Origin of the sequence: Polynucleobacter kasalickyi (genome assembly GCF_900176405.1) — a bacterium.
GTDB classification, from domain to species: Bacteria; Pseudomonadota; Gammaproteobacteria; order Burkholderiales; family Burkholderiaceae; genus Polynucleobacter; species Polynucleobacter kasalickyi.
The window spans coordinates 1-23535 of sequence record NZ_FWXJ01000001.1; the positions used below are offsets into that span (position 1 = coordinate 1).

Annotated in this window: 21 protein-coding genes; all 21 read left to right on the top strand. The window is 38.9% G+C overall.

Annotation, left to right across the window (positions count from 1 at the left end; genetic code table 11):
- Positions 1–215: 215 nt before the first annotated feature.
- The 21 genes from B8983_RS14255 to B8983_RS00100 all read left to right on the top strand — a co-directional run bounded on the left by B8983_RS14255 (position 216) and on the right by B8983_RS00100 (position 23535).
- Positions 216–446, top strand: a complete 231-nt coding sequence (locus B8983_RS14255; protein ID WP_255372791.1) for an SDR family NAD(P)-dependent oxidoreductase — start codon at positions 216–218, stop codon at positions 444–446.
- A complete protein-coding gene (galE, locus tag B8983_RS00005; RefSeq protein WP_255372792.1) occupies positions 382–1221 on the top strand; it encodes a UDP-glucose 4-epimerase GalE in 840 nt (279 codons plus the stop codon). Before B8983_RS14255 ends, galE begins: the two co-directional genes overlap by 65 nt.
- A gap of 168 nt (positions 1222–1389) precedes the next feature.
- Positions 1390–1797, top strand: a complete 408-nt coding sequence (locus B8983_RS00010; RefSeq protein WP_084281807.1) for a VanZ family protein — start codon at positions 1390–1392, stop codon at positions 1795–1797.
- A gap of 566 nt (positions 1798–2363) precedes the next feature.
- Positions 2364–3485, top strand: coding sequence for a GDP-mannose 4,6-dehydratase (gene gmd / locus B8983_RS00015; protein ID WP_084281808.1), 1122 nt, complete (start codon positions 2364–2366; stop codon positions 3483–3485).
- Between the two features lie 44 nt (positions 3486–3529).
- On the top strand, positions 3530–4498 hold the full coding sequence (gene fcl, locus B8983_RS00020) for a GDP-L-fucose synthase (RefSeq protein ID WP_084281809.1): 969 nt from the start codon (positions 3530–3532) through the stop codon (positions 4496–4498).
- 200 nt (positions 4499–4698) lie between these two features.
- Positions 4699–5766: a dTDP-glucose 4,6-dehydratase gene (gene rfbB / locus B8983_RS00025; protein WP_084281810.1), complete on the top strand. Its 1068-nt coding sequence runs from the start codon at positions 4699–4701 to the stop codon at positions 5764–5766.
- A 58-nt stretch (positions 5767–5824) separates the two neighbouring features.
- The gene (rfbD, locus tag B8983_RS00030; protein WP_084281811.1) at positions 5825–6841 is read left to right on the top strand and encodes a dTDP-4-dehydrorhamnose reductase; all 1017 of its coding nucleotides are present in this window, start codon (positions 5825–5827) and stop codon (positions 6839–6841) included.
- A 45-nt stretch (positions 6842–6886) separates the two neighbouring features.
- Entirely contained in the window at positions 6887–7780 is an 894-nt protein-coding gene (rfbA, locus tag B8983_RS00035) for a glucose-1-phosphate thymidylyltransferase RfbA (protein WP_084281812.1), read from the top strand.
- Positions 7781–7845: 65 nt separating this feature from the next.
- Entirely contained in the window at positions 7846–8406 is a 561-nt protein-coding gene (rfbC, locus tag B8983_RS00040; RefSeq protein ID WP_084281813.1) for a dTDP-4-dehydrorhamnose 3,5-epimerase, read from the top strand.
- A gap of 504 nt (positions 8407–8910) precedes the next feature.
- Positions 8911–9684 (top strand): glucose-1-phosphate cytidylyltransferase, encoded by a 774-nt coding sequence (gene rfbF, locus B8983_RS00045; RefSeq protein WP_084282178.1) that lies wholly within the window; start codon positions 8911–8913, stop codon positions 9682–9684.
- A 3-nt stretch (positions 9685–9687) separates the two neighbouring features.
- Entirely contained in the window at positions 9688–10764 is a 1077-nt protein-coding gene (gene rfbG / locus B8983_RS00050) for a CDP-glucose 4,6-dehydratase (protein WP_084281814.1), read from the top strand.
- A 17-nt stretch (positions 10765–10781) separates the two neighbouring features.
- Positions 10782–12125, top strand: a complete 1344-nt coding sequence (gene rfbH / locus B8983_RS00055) for a lipopolysaccharide biosynthesis protein RfbH (protein WP_084281815.1) — start codon at positions 10782–10784, stop codon at positions 12123–12125.
- 12 nt (positions 12126–12137) lie between these two features.
- A complete protein-coding gene (locus B8983_RS00060; protein WP_084281816.1) occupies positions 12138–13646 on the top strand; it encodes an N-acetylneuraminate synthase family protein in 1509 nt (502 codons plus the stop codon).
- Positions 13646–15466: a thiamine pyrophosphate-binding protein gene (locus tag B8983_RS00065; RefSeq protein WP_084281817.1), complete on the top strand. Its 1821-nt coding sequence runs from the start codon at positions 13646–13648 to the stop codon at positions 15464–15466. The genes B8983_RS00060 and B8983_RS00065 overlap by 1 nt, the downstream gene beginning before the upstream one ends.
- On the top strand, positions 15438–16514 hold the full coding sequence (locus tag B8983_RS00070) for an NAD-dependent epimerase/dehydratase family protein (protein WP_084281818.1): 1077 nt from the start codon (positions 15438–15440) through the stop codon (positions 16512–16514). Before B8983_RS00065 ends, B8983_RS00070 begins: the two co-directional genes overlap by 29 nt.
- Positions 16504–17157, top strand: a complete 654-nt coding sequence (locus B8983_RS00075) for an HAD family hydrolase (protein WP_159460766.1) — start codon at positions 16504–16506, stop codon at positions 17155–17157. The genes B8983_RS00070 and B8983_RS00075 overlap by 11 nt, the downstream gene beginning before the upstream one ends.
- Before the next feature lie 9 nt (positions 17158–17166).
- Positions 17167–18393 carry an iron-containing alcohol dehydrogenase gene (locus tag B8983_RS00080; protein WP_084281820.1) on the top strand — a complete coding sequence of 409 codons (1227 nt, stop codon included), beginning with the start codon at positions 17167–17169 and terminating at the stop codon, positions 18391–18393.
- A gap of 10 nt (positions 18394–18403) precedes the next feature.
- Positions 18404–19870, top strand: coding sequence for an FkbM family methyltransferase (locus B8983_RS00085; protein ID WP_084281821.1), 1467 nt, complete (start codon positions 18404–18406; stop codon positions 19868–19870).
- A complete protein-coding gene (locus tag B8983_RS00090) occupies positions 19860–20825 on the top strand; it encodes a glycosyltransferase family 2 protein (RefSeq protein WP_084281822.1) in 966 nt (321 codons plus the stop codon). The genes B8983_RS00085 and B8983_RS00090 overlap by 11 nt, the downstream gene beginning before the upstream one ends.
- Positions 20826–23129 (top strand): glycosyltransferase family protein, encoded by a 2304-nt coding sequence (locus B8983_RS00095; protein ID WP_084281823.1) that lies wholly within the window; start codon positions 20826–20828, stop codon positions 23127–23129.
- Positions 23122–23535: a GtrA family protein gene (locus B8983_RS00100; protein WP_084281824.1), complete on the top strand. Its 414-nt coding sequence runs from the start codon at positions 23122–23124 to the stop codon at positions 23533–23535. Before B8983_RS00095 ends, B8983_RS00100 begins: the two co-directional genes overlap by 8 nt.

The window sequence follows — 23535 nt, forward strand, 5'->3', positions numbered from 1 at the left end:
CCCTTGTTCGTTTCACCACCATTTGACACCTCCATCACTATATTTATATCATTTTTTCATATAGTTAAGAGGTACGTTTCTCAGGGGCAAGATCATAGTTTTGACTGTTAGGTAATTCAAAACATAAGTTTTGCTCCAATGAATTAAAATTTAAAGATTAAGAGTTGAAAGTAAACCCGTTAAATTACAACTTGAAGTGAATGGTTTCACGATAAATGATGAAAAAAATACTTGTTACTGGCGGCACTGGTTATATCGGTTCGCACACGGTAGTACAACTTTTGCAAGCTGGTTTAGAAGTTTGTGTGATTGATAATCTTTGCAATAGCAAAGTCGAAGTCATTGATCAGATTCAAAAAATCACTGGTAAGCAAGTTTACTTTGCTAAAGGCGACATTCGAGATCGCTCATATTTTAAAAAATATTTTCCAAGTTCATCAGATTGATTCAGTAATCCATTTTGCAGGTCTTAAAGCTGTTGGAGAGTCTGAAAGAGAGCCCCTAAAGTATTACGATAATAATGTTTCTGGCAGTGTTTGCTTGCTTGAAGAAATGACTGAGGCTGGAGTAAAAAATATTGTTTTCTCCTCTTCTGCGACGGTATATGGCAATCCCGGTGTTGCCAAATACACCGAGGATTTGCCAACTAGTCCAATTAATGTCTATGGGCAAACTAAATTATTCGTAGAAAAGATATTGCTAGATCTTAAAAAATCCGATCCAACTTGGCGGATTGCACTGCTGCGTTACTTTAATCCTGTGGGAGCGCACTTTTCCGGGTTGATTGGAGAAGATCCTGCAGGTATTCCTAATAATTTGATGCCATTCGTAGCCCAAGTCGCTATTGGCAAGTTAGAAAAGTTAAGAGTATTTGGCAATGATTACCCAACGCCAGACGGCACAGGCCTTAGGGACTATATCCACGTAGAAGATTTGGCTAGTGGACACTTAAAGGCCCTAAATAAGCTATCGCAGACTGAAGAAGTCATCACTGTCAACCTTGGAACTGGCCGTGCTTACAGTGTTTTGGAAATGATAAAGGCTTTTGAGTTGGCCTCAGGTAAAACAATACCGTATGAAATTGTCGAACGAAGAAGTGGGGATTTGGCAGAGTATTACGCAGATCCAGAAAAAGCAAAAAGTAAATTAGACTGGGTTGCCAAACACGATATTCTTAAAATGTGCGAGGATACGTGGAGATGGCAAAAAAATAGTCAGTAATTTATTGCCATTCAACAAGTGAAAAACGTATCTTCAAGTAACTGAATTTATCTTCAATAAACCATCGAATGATGAAGGATTATGAGGTTCATGTAAAATTTTATCAGGGATAATGATGTAACTATCAGTCGTTCCAATCATAAAGCAAGTAAAGCACCGGGAAAAATTTTGCAAAATACAAAATCTTTAAAGCACAATCTATACCTGTTGGCCGCTTCAGTTTTTTTTCTTTCAATGCTTGTCTTCGCCTCTTTTGGCGAATTGGAAAGAAACCTGATATGGACCTTTAATGACAAAATATTGCATTTTTTTGCATATTTTGTTCTGTCAGCACTTCTTTTTGGAGGCTTGGCTTATCATGTCTTTTCAAGGATGATCACTACTTTTTTTATTGCAAGTGGCTTAGGTGCAGTTGATGAGTTGTTGCAATTTTTAGTGCCAACGCGTGACCCAAGCTTCGATGACTGGCTAGTGGACTGTTTTGGAAGCATGATAGCGGTTGTTCTGTTGGGTATTCTCGTTGGCCTTTTCTCCAAAGGGATCGATGAATCGAATTTAAATAGTGATGATGATTAAAGTTGTTGTTAATTTGTCTCTATAAATCCGAAACACCCCTTAACATCTTACTGAAACACAACACTTAAAAAATGATGAATGGTCCGTTGTAATCAATGAACAAGGTATTGACTAGATAGTAGTATTTTTTCTCCGGTTAGGGGAGGAGGAATGATTAGTTACGCCTTCGTGTGAAACTTCAGCATCAAAGTCTTTAATATCATTGGCACCTTCAGGGTTGAAGTCTAGAAACTTTTGAAATCGATCGTCATCCAAAGTACTTGCTAGTCAGGTGTTTTTGGGAAGGTCCCGGAATCAATTGTTGAGAACAGAGCCTTAACCAAATAGATGATTTGCAATAACCACGAGTCAAACTACTAGTCAACATTGAGGAATTAGAATCTGATTACTCACTAATGGATGCAATTGTTGATTGAGTGTATTCCAAAAAACCATTGAAATTCCATATGAAATCACTAATAGTATTCATACTATGAATAAATTCCCTTCAATCATGCTTTTAATCTCATTCAAGTAGTAAAAAAAACATATAATTCTTTAAATCTCATTAATCTTTATTTCATCATATGCAAAAAGTCGCATTAATTACCGGTGTTACCGGACAGGATGGATCTTACTTAGCTGAGTTTCTATTAGCAAAAGGATATATCGTGCATGGTCTCAAGAGACGTGCATCCTCCTTAAATACCGAAAGAGTAGATCATATTTATCAAGATCCACACATTGATAATCGTAATTTTGTATTGCATTATGGAGATCTGTCTGATTCGAGTAATTTGATTCGCATCGTACAACAAACTCAACCTGATGAAATTTACAATCTTGGTGCGCAGAGTCACGTTGCGGTCTCGTTCGAATCTCCTGAATACACTGCAGATGTCGATGCACTAGGAACACTGCGCATTTTAGAAGCGATTCGGATTTTAGGTCTTGAGAAAAAAACCCGCTTTTATCAAGCTTCCACTTCAGAGCTGTATGGTTTGGTACAAGAAATTCCGCAAAAGGAAACTACTCCTTTTTACCCAAGAAGTCCTTATGCTGTCGCCAAAATGTACGCTTATTGGATTACGGTGAACTACCGTGAAGCCTATGGTATCTATGCTTGTAATGGTATTTTATTTAACCATGAGTCTGAGCGTCGTGGCGAGACCTTCGTTACCAGAAAGATTACGCGCGGCCTCTCCAATATCGCGCAAGGTTTAGACCAGTGTTTATACATGGGAAATATCGATGCCTTAAGAGATTGGGGTCATGCTAAAGATTACGTCAGGATGCAGTGGATGATGCTCCAACAAAATCAGCCCGAAGATTTTGTGATTGCCACAGGTGTTCAATATAGCGTGCGTGAATTTATTCAAAAGAGTGCCACCCAGTTAGGTCTCACACTAGAGTTCATTGGCGAAGGTGCCTCTGAGTATGCCCAAGTAGCAAGTATTGAAGGGGACAAAGCACCAGCATTAAAAGTGGGTGATGTGGTTGTGCGGATTGACCCACGATATTATCGACCAACCGAAGTAGAGACCCTGCTCGGTGACCCCACCAAAGCGAAAGCAAAATTAGGCTGGATACCAGAAATTACCTTAGATCAAATGGTTGAAGAAATGGTTGCCAATGATTTAGATCAAGCCAGACAAAGTGCTTTATTGAAAGAGCATGGTTACAAAGTCTCCGTTGGATTAGAGCGCTAATTTCTCCTGTGTAATTCTATTGGTTGGGTAAACACGAAAAGCTTATGAAAAACTTCTCAGAAAAAATTTATGTGGCGGGCCACCGAGGTATGGTCGGTTCCGCGATTGTGAGACACCTTCAACAACAAGGGTTTACCAATTTTCTGACAAGAACGCATCAAGAATTAGATCTTACCAATCAACAAGCAGTTGCCACTTTTTTTCAGAAAGAAAAACCCACGCAAGTCTATTTAGCAGCTGCTAAGGTCGGTGGTATTCATGCGAATAATACCTATCCAGCAGAGTTCATCTATGAGAACTTGATGATGGAAGCCAATATTATTCATCAAGCTTTTTTGCATGGCGTACAAAAACTACTGTTTTTGGGATCGAGTTGTATTTATCCGCGCTTAGCTCCCCAACCGATGTCTGAGAGTGATTTACTGACTGGTAAACTTGAGTCTACCAACGAGCCGTACGCCATTGCCAAAATTGCGGGTATCAAATTATGTGAGAGCTACAACCGACAATATGGCCAGTCGCACGGAATTGATTATCGGTCCGTCATGCCAACCAATCTGTATGGCCCTGGAGATAATTACCATCCAGAAAATAGCCATGTGATTCCTGCCTTAATTCGACGCTTTCATGAAGCGAAGCTGGCGAATGCTCCAGAAGTCGCTATTTGGGGAACCGGCACACCCATGCGCGAGTTCTTATATGTTGAAGACATGGCCTCAGCCAGCGTATTTGTGATGGATTTAGATAAAGAAACCTACGAAAAAAATACGACGCCAATGCAATCCCACATTAATGTGGGATTTGGCTCTGATGTCACCATCAAAGAATTAGCCCTTGAAGTTGGCCAATCCATTGGTTATCAAGGTCAAATTACCTTTGACACCTCTAAGCCCGACGGTACACCCCGCAAACTCATGGATAGTTCTCGACTCCAGAAGATGGGGTGGAATGCCAAAGTTTCTTTGAAAGAAGGCTTAAAAATTGCTTATCAAGATTTTTTATTGAAAATTTGATCCTAGTCAATTCCAGCTACCTACTGAATCATCATTAGCCAAAATCGCTGTTTATTCAAGAGTAAAATACACTTGAAGCGTGTTTTCTTCAACATTCTTTCATTATTGATGAAATGATTATTTTTCATCTCAATCGAAGATACTTAAAACATAATAGAAAACATCAAACAGCTAATTAGAAATTTTACATAAGGAATGAGATGATTCTTGTAACAGGTGGAGCAGGTTTTATTGGCGGTAATTTTGTTTTGGATTATTTAGCGAATCCAAAGGTCTCTGGTCTAGTGAATCTGGATAAGTTGACCTATGCGGGTAATCCTGAAACTTTAAAATCCGTTGAACATGATCCTCGTTATCACTTTATCCAAGGAGATATTGGGAACATCTCGTTAGTCAGCGACTTACTCGAAAAATTCGCTATTACTGCCATAGTCAATTTTGCAGCTGAGTCCCATGTGGATCGTTCGATTCTTGGTCCTGGTGAGTTTATTCAAACGAATGTCGTTGGCACTTTTCATCTTCTCGAGGCAGTGAGGGCGTATTGGGAAAAGTTACCCTCAGGCCCTAAAGAGTCATTCCGCTTCTTACATGTTTCCACCGATGAAGTGTATGGCACACTCGCTCCCACAGACCCCGCCTTTAGTGAAACTAATCCCTACGAGCCCAATAGTCCCTATTCAGCATCTAAAGCAGCGTCGGATCATTTGGTGAGAGCTTGGCATCACACATATGGCCTGCCAGTACTCACAACCAATTGCTCTAATAATTATGGCCCCTATCATTTTCCAGAAAAATTGATTCCTCTGGTGATTCTCAATGCTATCAATGGTAAGAATCTCCCTATTTATGGTGATGGTCAGCAAATTCGGGATTGGTTGTATGTCAAAGATCACTGTAGTGCGATTCGCCGTGTTCTAGAAAAAGGACAAGTAGGGCAAACTTATAATATTGGCGGTTGGAACGAGAAAACTAATTTAGAAGTAGTGCGTACCATCTGCCAAATTTTGGATTCAATCCAGCCTAAACCTCATGGCAGTTATGCGGACCAAATTACTTATGTCAAAGATCGACCAGGTCATGATCGTCGGTACGCCATTGATGCTTCTAAAATTGAACGCGAATTAGGCTGGAAACCTCAAGAAACTTTTGACACGGGGATCCGTAAGACAGTAGAGTGGTACTTATCGAATACGCAGTGGACGCAAGGTGTTCTCAGTGGCAATTATCAACATTGGATTGATCAACAGTATGCCAATAAAACCAAATGAAATCTGCTTAAATAACTGAGTAAGTGCTTCCTCACTTTAATAAGATTGGACTCATAAAATGTCATTTTCAGGAATAGCGTCAAGTCTGAAGGATCAATTAAAAGATCATCTCGACCTGCAGAGTCATCCCATCTTAGTCTTTGGTAAAGATGGTCAAGTGGGCCGGTCTTTACAAAAACTCTTCAAAGAATTCCACCTGCCAGTAGTCTTTCTAGGGAGAAGTGAATGTGATCTAGCCAGCGAGCTTGCCATTATTCAAACCCTGAATCACTATCAACCACAGATCATCATCAACGCCTCTGCCTATACCGCGGTGGATTTGGCACAGTCGGATGAAACTACTGCGCATCAGATTAATGCAAAAGCAGTAGAGTTGATGGCCAAATATGTGGCGACCATTTCTAAAGGAGTTCTAGTTCACTACTCAACGGATTATGTGTTTGATGGTCTTAAAGAGTCGGCCTATTTGGAAGATGACGCAACAAACCCTCTGAGTGTGTATGGACAAAGCAAACTCTTGGGAGAACAGGCAATTGAAACAGCATTTGCTGGAGTTAGAAATAATACGCTGGATTCAGTAGAAGGTTTTGTCGGACCACGCTATTACATCTTGCGCACGAGTTGGGTCTATGGTGACGGTAAAAACTTTATCCGTACCATGCTCAGTTTAGCTAACCAAAAAGAGGAACTAAAGGTCATTCAAGATCAACGGGGTTGTCCTACTTCGAGTGATTGGTTGGCCCAAATCGCCCTGCAACTCACTTTTTCAAATACACCTGCCGGTATTTACCATACGGTGGTCGATGGAGAAACCTCCTGGCATGGTTTAGCCGTCTTTGCGATTGAAATAGCGCGACAGGCTGGTGAAGGCATCTTAGTGAAGCCTGAAAACATCTTGCCAATCCCAGCGACTGATTATCCACTTCCAGCACCCAGACCACAAAATTCACGAATGAATCATCAAAAGCTCAAAGAGGCGCTGGCAGCAATGCCCTTTAGTGCCGAGTATCCCCATTGGGAAGCGCAGGTAGAGGCTTACGTGGTGAACTATGTCACGCAAAAATTAAAAAGTTAAGATGCTCAAAGCCACCGAAACCATTTCACCAACCACATAATTGATATGAATCCATCTTCGCAACGTAAAGGCATCATTCTTGCTGGCGGCTCAGGGACTAGACTGTACCCAGTCACTCAAGCAGTTTCCAAACAGTTAATGCCTGTATATGACAAACCAATGATTTACTATCCATTAACCACGCTGATGTTAGCGGGTATTCGGGATATTTTGTTAATTTCAACTCCCCATGACACACCTCTGTTTGAGTATTTATTGGGTGATGGCTCACAGTGGGGACTCAACATTCAATATCAAGTCCAACCGAGCCCAGATGGCTTAGCCCAAGCCTTTATCTTAGGCCGTGATTTCGTGGGTAATCATCCGAGTACCTTAGTACTCGGGGACAATATTTTTTATGGTCATGACTTTGCTGCCCAGTTACATAATGCCAATCACCAAGAGCTTGGCGCGACCGTCTTTGCTTATCACGTTAAGGATCCGGAACGATATGGCGTAGTGGATTTCGATGCCCAGTTTAAAGCCCTTTCTATCGAAGAAAAACCCCTCCAACCGAAAAGTAATTACGCTGTCACAGGACTCTATTTTTACGACAACCAGGTGTGCGATATTGCCAAGTCCATCCAACCTAGTGCGCGCGGCGAGTTGGAAATTACCGATGTCAATGCAGCCTATTTAAAGAATAATCAGCTCAGTGTCGAAATCATGGGACGTGGTTATGCTTGGCTCGATACAGGCACGCACGACTCTTTGCATGAGGCGGCTGGCTTTATCTCCACCTTACAAAAACGCCAAGGCTTAATGGTCGCTTGTCCTGAAGAAATTGCTTATCGTAGCCAATGGATTAGTGCGGATGATGTCGAGCAATTAGCTGAGCCCCTTAAAAAAAATGACTACGGTAAATATTTACTCAATATGCTCACTGAAAAAGTGCGCTAACAAGGTTTGATAAAGCAGTAAAATTTAAGCCAATCCTCCATAACCTCCTCAGACAAAATAGTCCTATGCCGATTACCGTTACTCCTACCAAAGAAATTCCTGATGTATTAATCATCGAGCCAAAAGTATTTGGTGACGAGAGAGGGTGGTTTTATGAGTCCTTTAATCAAGCAGAGTTTACTGAAAAAACTGGCGTAACAGATCCCTTTATTCAGGACAATCACTCCTTTTCAGCACAGCATATTTTAAGAGGACTGCATTATCAAATGGAGCAACCGCAGGGTAAGCTAGTCCGAGTCACGGGCGGCACCGTACTTGATGTCGCGGTCGATATCCGTAAAAGCTCCCCCACTTTTGGGCAGTGGACAGCGGTTGAGCTTTCTGCCGAAAACCATAAGCAACTCTGGGTTCCGGCGGGCTGTGCGCACGGTTTTTTTGTGTTGTCACCTAGTGCTCATTTCTTATATAAAGTCACCAATTATTGGGATCCAAAAAGTGAACAACGCATTATTTGGAATGATCCCGAGCTCAAGATTGATTGGCACATGCCGAGTGGAGTAACGCCCTTGCAAAATGAAAAAGATGCGAATGGCTTATTCTTTCGGAATGCACCACTGTTTGATTGAGACTTATATAAGGTATTTCAAATGTAATTTAACAATTCATTGTGAAGCACTTATCTCAAAAAATATCAGCATCACGCTTTGTTTTGTAATTTATGTTTTAAAAAGCATATCATTCTTGGCGAGTTCTTAAACATTTCGTTGGTGGACAGGCGTTGAACGAAGTGCAGTGAATGATAGCCTACTTTAGATTCTTAAGTAATTTGCGCTTAGCTTTTTGAAAAAGTACACTTTTTAAAAAAATGAAAGATTATTGGCACGCCATTAGTGAAAAGTGCACTTAATGGAATAATATAAATCTAAACATTGATTGGCAGTTACCTGCTAGTGGTACTCCCATTCTGAATGCCGAAGAAGATCAAGCAAAAGATGCGCCAAAACGGTTAAATATTAATGTTGTATTATTAATGCATTAATAATTGCAGAAGTTTTTGTTAGTAAACACCTATCATTGTAGTTATCATCGAATTACTTTAACAATTTACTTAAACTTTTTAGTCAATGCCTATGAAAGCTGTAATACTTGCTGGGGGTTTGGGTACTCGCATCTCTGAAGAGACGTCTTTACGTCCAAAGCCAATGGTTGAGGTGGGTGGGAAACCTATCTTATGGCATATTATGAAAATCTTCTCTGCTTATGGGGTTAATGATTTTGTGATCTGTTGTGGCTACAAGGGATATGTGATTAAGGAATATTTTGCAAACTATTTCTTACACATGTCAGATGTGACCTTTGACATGTCGGACCATAATTCAATGCAAATCCATCAACAGTTTGCTGAACCTTGGAAGGTGACTTTGGTTGATACTGGAGAAAACACTCAAACTGGTGGACGGCTTAAGCGGGTGCGTCACTATGTCAACGATGAAGATTTTTGCTTTACCTATGGAGATGGGGTTGCGAATATTAATATTGCAGAACTAATTGCCTTTCATAAAAAACATGGGAAACAAGCAACGGTGACAGCTGTTCAGCCCCCAGGTCGTTTTGGAGCCTTGGATTTAAATGGCACTTCTGTAACAAACTTTGTAGAGAAACCCCATGGTGATGGCATGTATATTAATGGTGGATTTTTTGTACTCTCTCCTAAAGTCATTGATTTAATTGAAGACGATAGTTCTATTTGGGAGCGCACCCCCTTGGAGCGATTAGCAACATCCAATCAGTTAGAGGCTTTCCTACATCATGAATTTTGGCAACCGATGGATACCTTGCGTGATAAACAACATTTAGAAGAACTTTGGTCCTCAGGAAAAGCTCCTTGGAAAGTTTGGAATTAATTCATGCAAAAATCTATTATCCAAAGTTCTTTTTGGAAAGGTAAAAAAATATTCTTGACGGGTCATACAGGCTTTAAAGGGGGATGGTTATCTCTTTGGTTGAGTTCAATGGGTGCAAGAGTAACTGGTTATGCATTAGCTCCGAACACGAATCCTAGTTTTTTTAAAGTTTGTAGTATTGAGGAAATGCTCGAGAAATCACACCTAGCAGATATTCGTGATCTTCAACAGTTACAAGCGGCCATGCAAGAGGCGCAACCTGAAATTGTGATCCACATGGCGGCTCAACCCTTAGTTCGATATTCCTATAACCATCCCGTTGAAACCTATGCGACGAATGTGATGGGTACGGTGCATGTTTTAGAGTGCATTCGCTTATTAAATACGGTTAAATCTGCTGTCATGGTTACTTCAGATAAATGTTACGAGAATAAAGAATGGGTATGGGGTTATCGTGAAAATGAGCCAATGGGTGGTCATGACCCCTATAGTAATAGTAAAGGGTGTGCAGAGCTTGTGACTAGCGCCTATCGTTCTTCCTATTTTTCGCAAGATAATTCTGTTGCCATCGCTTCTGCACGGGCGGGTAATGTCATTGGCGGCGGTGATTGGTCTGAAGATCGTTTGATACCAGATGCCATCAAGGCGTTCGAAAATCATCAAGCGTTAATTATCCGTAATCCTTTAGCTACCCGACCCTGGCAGCATGTTTTGGAGCCTTTATCTGGCTATTTAACCTTAGCCCAAGCCCTGTATGAAGAGGGCGCAAAAGCCTATGCGAGTGGCTGGAATTTTGGACCAAAGGAGGAAGATGTTCGATCCGTGCAAAGTTTGGTGGAATTATTGATTAAGCAGTGGGGCACTGACGCACGTTGGGAATTAGAGAATAACGCACAACCTTATGAAGCTCAAGCATTACAGCTAGACTGTTCAAAAGCTCGGCAATCTCTTGGTTGGTTTCCTCGTTGGAGTCTCGAGCAAGCCATAGAAAAGATAACTGACTGGCAAAAAGCTTTTCAGTCACAAAAAAATATGCAAGATCTTAGTTTGCAACAAATCCATCAATATACCTCTTATTAAAAGTCTTATTACTTATCATGACCGAAACTACTATTTCAATCAATCAATTTGCTAAAGATAAAATCAGAAATCAAATTTTAGATTTAGTGAAAGAGTATGCTGCTATTGAATATGCGCCCAAGCACTTTATTCCTGGTCAAACCCTTGTTCCTCCTTCCGGAAAATTAATTAACTCTAAAGAACTAGAGAATATGGTCGAGGCCTCATTAGATGGATGGTTGACGACGGGCAGATTTAATGAAATGTTTGAGAAAAAACTAGCCGACTTTATAGGCGTTAAACATCTCATTACCGTGAATTCTGGATCTTCTGCAAATTTAGTAGCATTTTCAACCTTAACCTCGCCTAAGCTGGGAGACCGAGCTATTCAAAAAGGCGATGAAGTGATTGGTGTTGCCGCTGGTTTTCCAACAACCGTTAATCCCATTTTACAATTTGGTGCCGTCCCGGTGTTTGTTGACGTCGACGCATTGACTCACAATATTGATGCCAGCAAAATTGAAGCTGCCATTAGTCCTAAGACAAAAGCAATTATGCTAGCGCATTCATTAGGTAACCCTTTTAATCTAGACGTAGTTACTGAGATATGTAAAAAAAATAACCTTTGGCTGGTCGAGGATTGTTGTGATGCCCTAGGTACCACCTACAAAGGGCAAATGGTTGGCACCTTTGGAGATATTGGTACTTTAAGTTTCTATCCTGCCCATCACATTACGATGGGTGAGGGTGGTGCAGTTTTTACGAATAACTATGAACTAAAGCAAATCGCAGAAAGCTTCAGAGATTGGGGTCGTGATTGCTACTGCGCCCCTGGAAAAGATAATACTTGTGGGAAGCGTTTCGATTGGCAATTAGGTGGATTGCCTTATGGCTATGATCATAAGTACACCTATAGCCACTTAGGCTATAACTTGAAGATTACAGATATGCAAGCTGCTTGTGCTCTAGCGCAATTAGAAAAAGCGCCTGCTTTTATTCAAGCGAGAAAAGATAATTTTAAGTTTTTAATGGAGCGCTTAAAGTCTTGTGAAGATTTTTTACAGTTACCTGTTACTACAGAGTATTCTGATCCTTCTTGGTTTGGATTTCCAATTACTTTAAAACCTGCTTGTCCAGTTTCTAGGGTTGATTTGACAAGTTATTTAGACCAAAATAAAGTTGGTACAAGATTACTGTTTGCAGGTAATTTGACTCGCCAGCCTTACATGGAGGGTGCGCAATATCGTATTAGTGGAGATTTAACTAATACTGATAATGTTATGAATAATACTTTCTGGATTGGTGTTCAGCCGGCATTGACAACAGAGATGCTTGAGTACGCGGTTAGTCAAATCGAAACCTTTTTGGGCGTTAATTTTTAAGAAAGTACAACTATGAGTAGATTACCTAGCAACTTATTTGTTCTAGAGATGGCCAATAATCACATGGGTGACATTAGTCATGGGATTGAATTAATTAGAGCTTTTGGCGCTGTCTGTAAAAAATACCCACAATTTAAATTTGCTTTTAAGTTGCAATACCGCCATTTAGACTCCTTTGTTCATCCGGATCTGAAAGGTCGGATGGATATTAAATACATCAAACGTTTTGAAGAAACCAGGCTTTCTGAAGAGCAGTTTGATACCTTGATTGCTGAGATTAGAGCCAATGGATTTTTGGCGATGTCCACCTCGTTTGATGAAGTTTCTTTTGATATGATTGAGCGTCAGAATTTAGACATCATCAAAATCGCAAGTTGCTCATTTACCGATTGGCCAATTTTGGAAAGAGCTGTATCCATAGACAAGCCTATTATTGCCTCTACTGCGGGAGCATCACTTGATGATATCGATCGAGTGATTAGCTTTTTATCAAACCGTAATAAAGATTTTGCCATCATGCACTGTGTGGGGGAGTATCCAACTGCTGATGAAAAAATGCATTTATCGCAAATTGATTTCTTAAGAAAAAGATATCCAAATGTTCGGATTGGTTTTTCAACTCACGAAAATCCTGGAAACACTGATTTAATAAAAATAGCAATTGCTAAGGGCGCTAGCATTTTTGAAAAGCATGTCGGCTTAGTTACAGATAAATATCCAATTAACGCATATTCGATAACTCCAGAACAGGCAGATGCCTGGCTATCTGCCGCAGCATATACAGTGATGGTTTGTGGCGAGGGTGACTCTCGCTTGCCAGAAAATAAAGCGGAAAAAGATAGTTTACGCGCATTAAGAAGAGGAATGTTTGCAAAGCATTCTATCAAGGCTGGAGAGAGAGTTACTCGCGATAATTTTTTCTTCGCATTCCCGCCAAACGATACGCAATTTACGGCGAATGATTATTCTAAATATGCTGAATTTATTGCTACTGCTGATATTGATGCCAATCTAGCAATTGGACCAAATAACTCCAAACTTATAAATACTAGAGAAAAAATTCTTGATATTGCCAAGCGTGTGAAAAACCTTCTCCACGAAGGAAAGGTAATAGTTCCTGGAGGCGTTGAATTAGAAATTTCCCATCATTATGGAATTGATAAATTTGATGAGTTTGGATTAGTCATGTTGACTGTCGTTAATCGAGATTACTGTAAGAAGTTATTGGTGAGTTTGCCAGGCCAATTTCACCCAGAACAGTACCACAATCAAAAAGAAGAAACATTTCATGTTTTGTACGGGGAGCTCGAGTTACAGTTAGATGGTAAGGTACAAATTTTAGGTCCCGGAGATGTCGTAACTGTTATGCCAGGAGTGCGCCATGCTTTTCGATCTGTAACTGGTGCTGTAGTTGAGGAGATTTCATCAACACACTTTAAAAATGATTCCTTTTATACAGATGAATCAATTAATAAAAATCAGAATCGTAAATCCTTACTTACTTATTGGATGGGGGTTTAATGGACACACCCAATAAAGTTTATCGCGTTGCCGATTATTTGTTAAATCGCCTTGCAGACCTTGGTATCCAGGATGTTTTCTTTTTGCCTGGTGGGGGTGCGATGTATTTGAATGATGCCCTTGCTTGTGAGTCCCGTATCACAGCAATTCCCTGTCATCACGAGCAAGCGTGTGGAATTGCTGCTGAAGCCTATGGTAGAACACATGAATCTGGGTTTGGCGTTGCTATGGTGACTACAGGTCCAGGCGCAACAAATGTATTAACTCCTGTGGCAGGTGCTTGGATTGAGTCATTACCTTTATTTGTATTGTCTGGCCAAGTGAAGCGTCCTGATGCACTGCGTGGAAGACCCTTACGTCAAAGTGGCGTACAAGAGGTTGACATCATTTCGATGGTAGAGCCGATTACTAAGTACGCCGTAACTATTGACTCACCTGAAAACGTTAGAAAGTGTTTTGAAGAAGCTGTCTGGCATATGCGTGAAGGACGACCTGGCCCAGTCTGGCTAGATGTTCCTTTGGATGTTCAGGCGGCACCAATTGACCCAGAGAAGTTAGTAGGATTTGAACCACCAATTACTAACGCTAAAGTTGATTTATCTCATGCTCTGAAAGATCTTGCTGAGTTACTTTCAACGTCTAAGAGACCACTAGTTCTTGCTGGTCATGGAGTTCGAATCGCTGGAGCGGCAAAAGAGTTTAGAGAGTTGGTTGAGAGCCTAGGTATTCCATGTGTGTTTACTTGGAATGCCTCCGACCTTCTTGCCTGGGATAACCCACTTTATGTTGGTCGCCCTGGTGTTGTTGCAGCTAGAGCACCAAATTTTGCAATACAAAATTCTGATTGTCTAATTAGTATCGGCTGTAGGTTGGATAATATTATTACTGCATATAATCCAAAGGGTTTTGCACGTAATGCTAAAAAAGTTGTTGTTGATGTTGATCAAAATGAATTAGACCGTCATCAGATGGAGATTGCTTTACCTATCTTGGCTGATGCTAAAGATTTTATTGACGCATGGCGTTTAAGTGCTGAAATAACTCATTCAGATTGGAGCGCATGGCGTGCTAAATGTCTTGATTGGAAAAAGACCTATACCCCATTGGATGGACGAACCTTTGAGGCGAAAGGACCGATTAGTCATTATGATTTTGTTGAAACTATTTCTAATGCTATCCCTGAAAATCAGTTAGTGATAACCGGGAGTTCTGGATTGGCTGTAGAGGTTTTTTATACGGTATATCGTAATAAAGTTGGCCAGCGTATGTTTTTAACATCTGGATTAGGATCTATGGGTTATGGCATTTCCGCAGCCATAGGTGCTTGTATTGGAGCAGGAAGGATTCCAACTGTTTGCGTCGAAAGTGATGGTAGCCTAATGCTTAACCTTCAAGAACTAGCAACCTTAAAAGCGCTAAATCTGCCAATTACGGTTGTTGTGATGAATAATGGCGGATATGCATCGATTCGTAACACTCAAAGAAACTATTTTGAGGAGAGATATTTAGGTACGGGCCCATCCTCTGGATTGTATATCCCAGACTTTGTTGAGGTTGCTAAAGGAATGGGACTTTTTGCTGAAGATATTACATCAACGGAACAATTAGCAAGTTCGTTTGGAAGAGCTGGACCAAGATTATTAAATGTTCACCTCAAGAGTGATGAAGTACTGTCACCTAAAGTGGCGGCAATGCCACAGCCTGATGGATCTATTATTTCTATGCCTCTTGAAGATATGAGTCCACTGTTACCACTTGAGCAACTTGAAAAAGAAATGCTTGATGGCGTAGATGATAGATCGCGATTGGTCAGAGGTTAATGTGACTGAAGTGATCACATCTACTGCAAATTTCTTAAATAACTCTTCCCTTTTTATAACTGGAGGTACGGGTTTTTTCGGTCGTTCTTTATTGCGCCGTATTTTGGAAATTAGTCGTCATGTTGATTTAAGGAATTCTGCTGTAACGGTTTTAACCCGAAATCCCGATGCTTTTTTAAATAGTTATCCTGAGTTTTCGAAAGAGAAATGGCTGCGTTTTTGCCAAGGTGATATTTTGCAAAGTTTAGAACATATCACCAAAGAAGGCCAGCAGTTTTCTCATATACTTCATGCCGCAGCTGATTCGACTCTTGGTCCGAAAATGGACTCACTTGAACGCTTTGATCAAATCGTTACTGGGACACGAAATATCTTGGATTTCGCAATAAAGGTCAAAGCAAAAAGATTTTTGTTAACAAGCTCTGGCGGGGTATATGGAGCACTGCCATCTCATTTGGAGTCATTTCCAGAGTCTTATTTGGGGATGCCAAATCCACTTGATTCATCTAATGCGTATAGCGTTGCTAAGCGCTTAGCTGAACATTTATGTAGTTTATATGCAGAAAAGTATGATTTAGAAATTGTAGTAGCAAGATGTTTTGCCTTTCTTGGCCCAGATTTGCCATTGGACGTTCATTTTGCGATTGGTAACTTTATTCGAGATGCATTAAACGGCAATACTATTGTTATTAATGGTAATGGTAGTCCAATACGATCTTATTTATATCAGGATGATTTAGCTGATTGGCTACTCGTTTTAATGGAGCGTGGCGCATCTGGTAATGCTTACAACGTTGGATCAGATCAAGCAATAAATATACTTGATTTGGCAAAGTTAGTTAACTCAACTCTATCTGAAAAGGTGAGGATTGAAGTGAGAGGCTCAACTGATTTAGCTGGTGATATCCGTAATAAATATCTCCCAAATATTGAGAAAATTAAGCAAGAACTTAAAATGGAAATTACAGTGCCATTAACTAAGGCAATTGAATTAACAGCACAAAACTATATTAAACCTACCAAGTCTGGAGTTAAAAGTGAGCATTAAAATCACTGACATTATTTTTGATTTGGATGGCACCTTAATTGATTCGGCCCCAAGCATCTTAGAGTGTTTTAAGCGCGTTCTAAAATCAAATAATATTGAACCACTCTGCGCGTTAAACTCTGAACTGATAGGTCCTCCTTTGGCTCAAACTCTGTCGCGTATTACCGGTATTCATGATTCAGAATATGTAATAAAGTTGGCTGAAGATTTCAAAAAACATTATGACTTTGATGGTTATAAATCAACGGTACCATTTGATGGTGTTGGTGAACTATTACAAGCTTGTGGCCTTCTTGGCTTTAACTTACATATCGCGACGAATAAACGACTTTTACCAACAACTTTGATTTTGGATCATTTAGGATGGACAAAACACTTTAAAAGTATTTATGCTTTAGATTCAAGTTCTCCATCATATGCTAATAAAGCCATGATGTTAGCAGCATTACTAGATTCCGAAAAAATTGATAGGAGTTCTGGAATTTATGTTGGCGATAGGTCGGAAGATAATGAGTCTGCCTTGAAAAATGGCCTAAAGTTTTTTGGTGCAACTTGGGGTTATCAGGACAACAATTTGCTTTCTAATGAAGACGTCATTTGTTGTAACAGTATTAAGCAGTTTGAACAGCATTTAAATTCATGAGGCTTTCTAATGAATATTGAAACTTTCTTCAATAATGATACTGAAAAGCGATTTTATTTCCCAGGAAGAATTTTTATTGGCTCAGGAGTCTCTGACAAAGCGGTTGAACTAATTAGTAAACATGATTCAGTTGCGATTGTGGTGGATTGTGTTTTTGCTGATTCGAAATTATTAGATGAAATTAAAGAAAAATTTGCGAACAAAAAATGTCATATTTGGGTGATAGAAGGAGCTCCTTTTGCCCAAGATGTAATGAGTTTTATTGACCAAATTGGTAACTTACCCGAGGTAGTGGTATCAATAGGTGGAGGCAGTGCTGCTGATTTTGCAAAGTCAATTATTCTTTATGCATTATTTGGCTCTTTAGAAGGTGTGGGAGTAGGCCCAAAACTGGGTTTATCCAGAAGAGCTGACTCAATTCGTCCACTCTATATTGCAATTCCCACCACCGCTGGTTCTGGCGCTGAATCTAGTCGCTATTATGTAACTTACGACAAAATTACTCACGCAAAAGTGTATGGAAAAACCTGGGAGATTGTCGCTGATTGGATTTTCTTGGATCCATTATTTTTGGCTAGTATGTCCTCAGCAGCACTTGTAGGCTGTGCATTTGATGCATTTATACATTTATTTGAAACCCTAATCGCTAAACATGAAACATCAATATTTGGTGAGATGTTTTCCTTAAATGGGATTCCAAAAATCATGAATGCTATTCACTCGGCGGTAAATGAAAAGCAAAGGAATGATTTTGTCCATGAGCAATTACTCTATGGCGCATCCTTAGCCGGAGTAGCAATTTCTAATATACGTACCGGAAGTATTCATGAGGCTGCGGGAGCGCTCTTAGAGTTAACTACATTAAGCCATGCTGAAACTCTTTTTGTCTTTTTCAGAACCGCTATCGAACAGTATTTAGCAGAAATTTCAAGTTTAGAAGAATCTCTTATTGCACAATTAAGGTTGTTACCCGCATTTTCAAATTTTAGAACACTGCAAGATGTCATGTCTTGGTGGGAATTTATTTTTCACCAAGTCTCTCTAGATGTAAAAATCACTGAAGCTGTAAGTAAAGTAGAACCCACTTTAGCTAGTGCACGTGAGCATATTTTTAATAGAGTTTATTCAGACAAAGTCTGGGTTGGCAAAGAGAGTCCCCGCATATTAACTGAAAAAGATGTTTGGCATCTTGTTGATCATTCACTGCATCGTTTTGGAATTACAAAAATAAATTGAGCGAAAATACATGAAACTTATTATTGGTACATCATTAGCGTCTAGTCCTAGTCTGCGAGCAGTCATCAATCAATTTACCAAAGAAGGAAAGATCTTTTGGCTCAAAGAAGGGAATCACTCCATTGACTCTATTCAAAGTGAAAGCTTGATTCATTCCCTTGATGAAATAAACAATACAGATAGTGTTTTTATTCTTGTCGTTTCGCCAGATACTCAACATGAAGACTTTGGCGATAAAAAAATTCTTCGTGTTTATGAGCGCAAAGAGAGTGGTTGGAATTCCGACCCCCATGCTGTGGTTATCGATGAGCTTTCTCAAATTGATACATTGTTGGAAATGAATAAATACCCTGGGATGACTCAATTGTTATCTTGTTATGGAAATTCTGCTGATGAATTTAAGGCAATGATATTAGATCAATATAGGGACGCTCTAGAAGCAATGAAAAATGCAAAAGGTATTGCAGTTTTTAATGCTCAGCGCCTTGGTGAATTTGTTGCAAAAAGTCTAATCTCCTCAGGAGGAAATGTCCTGACTTTTATTGATAATGGAACCTCAAAGCATGGCACTAAAGTTGCAGACATTCCAGTTATTTCATTGGCAGAGCTTACTGATAAGCAAACTCCGATCATTATTGCTACAACACGATTCTCAAAAAGTATTGCAAAGCAGCTTAAGGCTAATGGCTTTAATAATTACTTACCTTATCCAGTACTATCATTAATTGATCCTGAGTTATATCCCCATGAAATTCCATACATTGGAATTCAAGAGGACTTTGCGCAAAATATTCCTCGTCATTTGGGAGTGTTTTTATCTTTAATAGATGATAAGTCGCGAGAAGTTCATGATGGATTAATTCAGTATAGATTGAAATATGATGCCGCTTATGCTGATGCGGTTTCTGATCAATATGACAGACAGTACTTTGATGAAAAGTTAATCTCCTACTCTCAGGATGGCATATTTGTCGACTTGGGTGGATATGATGGCGATACTGTAGAAAAGTATATTCAATTTGGTGAGAGCGTATACAAGAAGATATATCTATTCGAGCCTGATGAAACTATTTTGGAACGGGCTAAGATTAGACTAAAAAACTTTGAAGGTATTGAGTATGTACCGACAGGAGCTTATTCCAAAGACGGTGAGTTAAGATTTTCAGCGTCTGGGCGTACGAATGGTTTTTTTAGTGAGGTTGGTGACTTGATTATTCCCGTCCAAAAGTTAGATTCCGTGGTTAAAGAAGATCCGATTCTCATAAAGATGGATATTGAGGGTTCCGAAAAAGATGCTTTAATTGGTGCTACAAAGACTATACAACGTTCTAAACCTAAATTAGCGATTGCCGCCTATCATTTCGCAACTGACCTGTGGCGCCTTGTTGATGTTATCCGTGAAATTAATCCAAGTTATAAGTTTTACTTCAGACACTATTCAGAAACTGGGTTAGAAAGCGTTATTTATGCAATCTGAGGCTTTTGACGTTAAGGCTAAGTTAAAAAAAATTACTATCATGACTCCTGCTTTTAATGAGGAAGCGGGAATTCAAGAGTGCTATTTGGCTGTAAAAGAGTTTTTTTGTACAGATTTGCCAAATTATGACTATGAACATTTATTTATTGATAATTGCTCTAAAGATAAAACAGTTGATATTCTAAAAAAAATTGCACAAGAAGATAAGCGCGTAAAAATCATCGTTAATTCAAGAAACTTTGGACCAAATAATTCTCCATATCATGCCATTTTAGAGTCAACTGGTGATGCCGTTATTCCAGTACTTGCCGATCTGCAAACCCCAGTATCAACAATAAAAAAATTTGTTGAATTGTGGGAGGATGGCTACGACATGGTTTTAGGTTTGCGTGTAAAAATGTCAGAACCGAAGAGGTTGCAGTTTGTTCGAAATTTATACTATAGTTTGATGAGCAAATTGTCTCCTATTGAGCATTACCATGGGTTTATAGGCTTTGGCCTTTTTGACGCTAAAACCGTGAAGGTGATGCGCTCCCTAGTGAATCCGAACCCCTATTTTAGAAGAATAGTTTCTGAGATTGGATTTGAAAAGGCATTTGTAGAATATGAACAGCCGCTACGTAAGAATGGGAAGTCGCGACTTAAACTTTATGATTTAGTTGATTATGCAATTTTAGGCGTAACGAGTTGTAGCACCATACCATTACGGGCAATGACAATCCTGGGAGTAGCAATATCGTTTATTAGCTTCTTAGCGGCAATCATATATTTGATATTTAAGATACTTTATTGGGATTCATTTGTATTGGGTTCTGCGCCATTAATTATTGGTATGTTTTTTCTGGCATCGGTACAAATATTTTGTCTTGGGCTAATTGGTGAATATGTCGGTTTAATCTTTAATCATGCTCGCAATCGCCCCCTTGTTATTGAAAAAGAGAGAGTGAATTTTTAAGTGAAGATTGTTGATTATGCAAATCTTTCTAAAGCAATTATTATTGAGAAATATTTAGGATACTTTTTTCCAATAGTAGCGTTTTCTTTCGCTTTCTATATGCAGTATTCTGTTGCATTTTTCGGGTTAGATCTTCACCATGATTTACTCATGTTTGATGCAGCTAGAAATCTTTATTCTGGCCAGACTCCCTACAAAGACTTCTTCTACCAGTACAACTTGGGTACGGTATTACTTCATAGTGCGACATTAGGAATTTTAGGATTAAAAATAGTCGCATTAAAACAAGTTACAGTTTTATTTTTTGCATTCATTGCTCTTTTAATTTATTTATCTTGTGCTCTTGAGGGCTACAGGCGATCAGGACTTTTACTGAGTATTCTTTGGACATTGCTGAGTCCATTTTATATGCCGGTGATGAATGGTTACCATCCTTGGTCAACAGTTTATATGATGTTTTCTTGTATGGCAGGTCTATTTTGCCTTCAGTTAGCTATCCGAAAAAAACCAATAGTTTTTAGTTTGCTCGCTGGTATATTTTTTTCCTTAGGGTTTTGGTTTAAACAAGTAGCAGCTTTTCAGGTAATAGCTGTTTTAATCTGGATAGGGCTGAACGTCGGATTTTCTTTCTCGAGTAAATTTGATCGAGTTAAATATATTAGAATTTTTTCTGGATATGCTACTGGTGGATTACTCGCGACCATTCCATTTCTTGGCTATTTATACTTCGAATCAGCAATTATTGATTGGTGGAAGGATGTTTTTTTATTTAACAAATACTTTGCAGCAGAAAGTCAAAATGCTTCTGGCTTGAAGCACTATTTCAAAATACTTTTCCCGATCTCGAGAGGTTTAGGACACCATTCTAATTTTTGGGCTCTTAGCCCGTTCATATTAATCGTAGTTACTTTTCAAGTTTTTATATTCCAGGCAAATTTTTTTGGATTAAAAAAATTAAATAAAGAAGTTTTAGGCTTAATTGTATTGGCTGCATTTTCCGGTTGGTTTGGTTGTTTTCCACTTCCACATCCATTTCATACGCAATTATTTATGGCACCAACCTTTATTGTGATTGGCTTATTGCTAGGAAAACATCCTTTAAGTTTTAAGGGGATTAAAAAATATCTAGTTGTTTTTTTGCCTGTTTATATATTTTTAATATCTGCAATTCATGAAAATTACTTCCAGGTTCAAGGATGGAGTAATAAACAACATGCATACAATAAGGATTCAATAAAAGTAAATTTGAATTCAAGCTTTGACGGACTAAGAATTGATAGCTCGACTGAAAATCTTTTGACTCAATTTTATAAAAATCTTTTGGAGCTAAAACCTTCTAATAAAAGTGGTGAGTTCATACCGCTTTCAGTTGACCCATTAAGAGGTTTACTTCCTGGAAAAGTCGAAAGTCCCAGTGAGTTTAAGATGGGGGTCGACTGGACATGGCCGAATGAACTAGTTGAACCTGGATTTTCTGATTTAATAAACAGTCGCATCTTATTGCGAAAGCAACCTATATATGCTGATTCATTGATTTACATAGCAGGTTATAAGCCCACTGCATTGTTAGAGATGAAATCGCCAATATCAAATACACATATGCTCTATCAGCCAGACTTGAAAACTTCAAAACTTGGAGTTGAGCATAGGAAAAAAAGTGAAATTCTGTACACAACGGATAAAGACTTTGATATAAAAACAAGAAGTATTTATTTTGACTGGGATGAAGGAATTAAATCATTCAATTTAATTCCTTTTAATGTCCTAACTGAATCTGAAATACATGAAATTAAAAATATTCATGTCAGCATTCTGCATGAAGAAGATTTTCCACAGCATTTATCTAAATTACAGATGGGATACTTAAATAAAGCAGGAAAATCCTACAGTGAAAATCTTCCTGGGCTTTATAAATTAGATAATCAAGAAGGCGGTATTCTCCACGAAAATATTAGTATTGAAGATCAACAAAAATTAGCTTTATTCATGCTCTCAACTGGAAAACTCTTTGCTAATCAAAATCGTCCAGTATATTCATCAACATTAGCCTCGAATGATTTGAATCAGCCAATGTTAGTTGGTCTCCCCTTGAAAGAAAGAACCGGCCTCCAAATGCTATGGAGTAAAGACAATGGAAGCACTACGAATCGTAATGATGGGGAGCTTTTTAAAGCTAGAAGTCGTAGTATATATCTAGCCATAAAACCTATAATCAAGAAAGATAAATGCAAATTTATATTAATACAGATAGAGATGAGTTTAGGTCACACCAAGAATTATTATTATATTTTTGAAAATGATTAATACTAAACTGAGAGTGATATTTCAAAAGACTTTATCTAGTGAAAAAGCTAGATACTTAATTGTTGGCGGTTGGAATACTTTATTTGGGTATTTTGCAGGGTTACTTATTTATGGTTGGTTAGGCGTGATTTTTAATGTAATTATTATCGGCTTCATAGCCAATGTATTAGCTATTTCTATGGCTTATGTAACCAATAAAATTTTTGTTTTCAAAACAAAAGGCAATTGGACAAAAGAATACATTAAAGCATGGATACTTTATGGCTCAACGACGATGATTGGCATTATTCTTTTATGGGTTCTTGTTGATATCATGGAGATACGCTTTTGGGTTGCTCAAGGTTTAGTTACTATCATTTTGATTATCACAGCTTATATAGGAAACCTAAGGTTTACATTTAAATAA

Bases quoted from the DNA above. Each gene is read 5' to 3' on its own strand.
- B8983_RS14255 (WP_255372791.1), top strand. From the start codon at position 216: ATGATGAAAAAAATACTTGTTACTGGCGGCACTGGTTATATCGGTTCG.
- gmd (WP_084281808.1), top strand. From the start codon at position 2,364: ATGCAAAAAGTCGCATTAATTACCGGTGTTACCGGACAGGATGGATCT.
- fcl (WP_084281809.1), top strand. From the start codon at position 3,530: ATGAAAAACTTCTCAGAAAAAATTTATGTGGCGGGCCACCGAGGTATG.
- rfbB (WP_084281810.1), top strand. From the start codon at position 4,699: ATGATTCTTGTAACAGGTGGAGCAGGTTTTATTGGCGGTAATTTTGTT.
- rfbD (WP_084281811.1), top strand. From the start codon at position 5,825: ATGTCATTTTCAGGAATAGCGTCAAGTCTGAAGGATCAATTAAAAGAT.
- rfbA (WP_084281812.1), top strand. From the start codon at position 6,887: ATGAATCCATCTTCGCAACGTAAAGGCATCATTCTTGCTGGCGGCTCA.
- rfbC (WP_084281813.1), top strand. From the start codon at position 7,846: ATGCCGATTACCGTTACTCCTACCAAAGAAATTCCTGATGTATTAATC.
- rfbF (WP_084282178.1), top strand. From the start codon at position 8,911: ATGAAAGCTGTAATACTTGCTGGGGGTTTGGGTACTCGCATCTCTGAA.
- rfbG (WP_084281814.1), top strand. From the start codon at position 9,688: ATGCAAAAATCTATTATCCAAAGTTCTTTTTGGAAAGGTAAAAAAATA.
- rfbH (WP_084281815.1), top strand. From the start codon at position 10,782: ATGACCGAAACTACTATTTCAATCAATCAATTTGCTAAAGATAAAATC.
- B8983_RS00060 (WP_084281816.1), top strand. From the start codon at position 12,138: ATGAGTAGATTACCTAGCAACTTATTTGTTCTAGAGATGGCCAATAAT.
- B8983_RS00065 (WP_084281817.1), top strand. From the start codon at position 13,646: ATGGACACACCCAATAAAGTTTATCGCGTTGCCGATTATTTGTTAAAT.
- B8983_RS00070 (WP_084281818.1), top strand. From the start codon at position 15,438: ATGATAGATCGCGATTGGTCAGAGGTTAATGTGACTGAAGTGATCACA.
- B8983_RS00080 (WP_084281820.1), top strand. From the start codon at position 17,167: ATGAATATTGAAACTTTCTTCAATAATGATACTGAAAAGCGATTTTAT.
- B8983_RS00085 (WP_084281821.1), top strand. From the start codon at position 18,404: ATGAAACTTATTATTGGTACATCATTAGCGTCTAGTCCTAGTCTGCGA.
- B8983_RS00090 (WP_084281822.1), top strand. From the start codon at position 19,860: ATGCAATCTGAGGCTTTTGACGTTAAGGCTAAGTTAAAAAAAATTACT.
- B8983_RS00100 (WP_084281824.1), top strand. From the start codon at position 23,122: ATGATTAATACTAAACTGAGAGTGATATTTCAAAAGACTTTATCTAGT.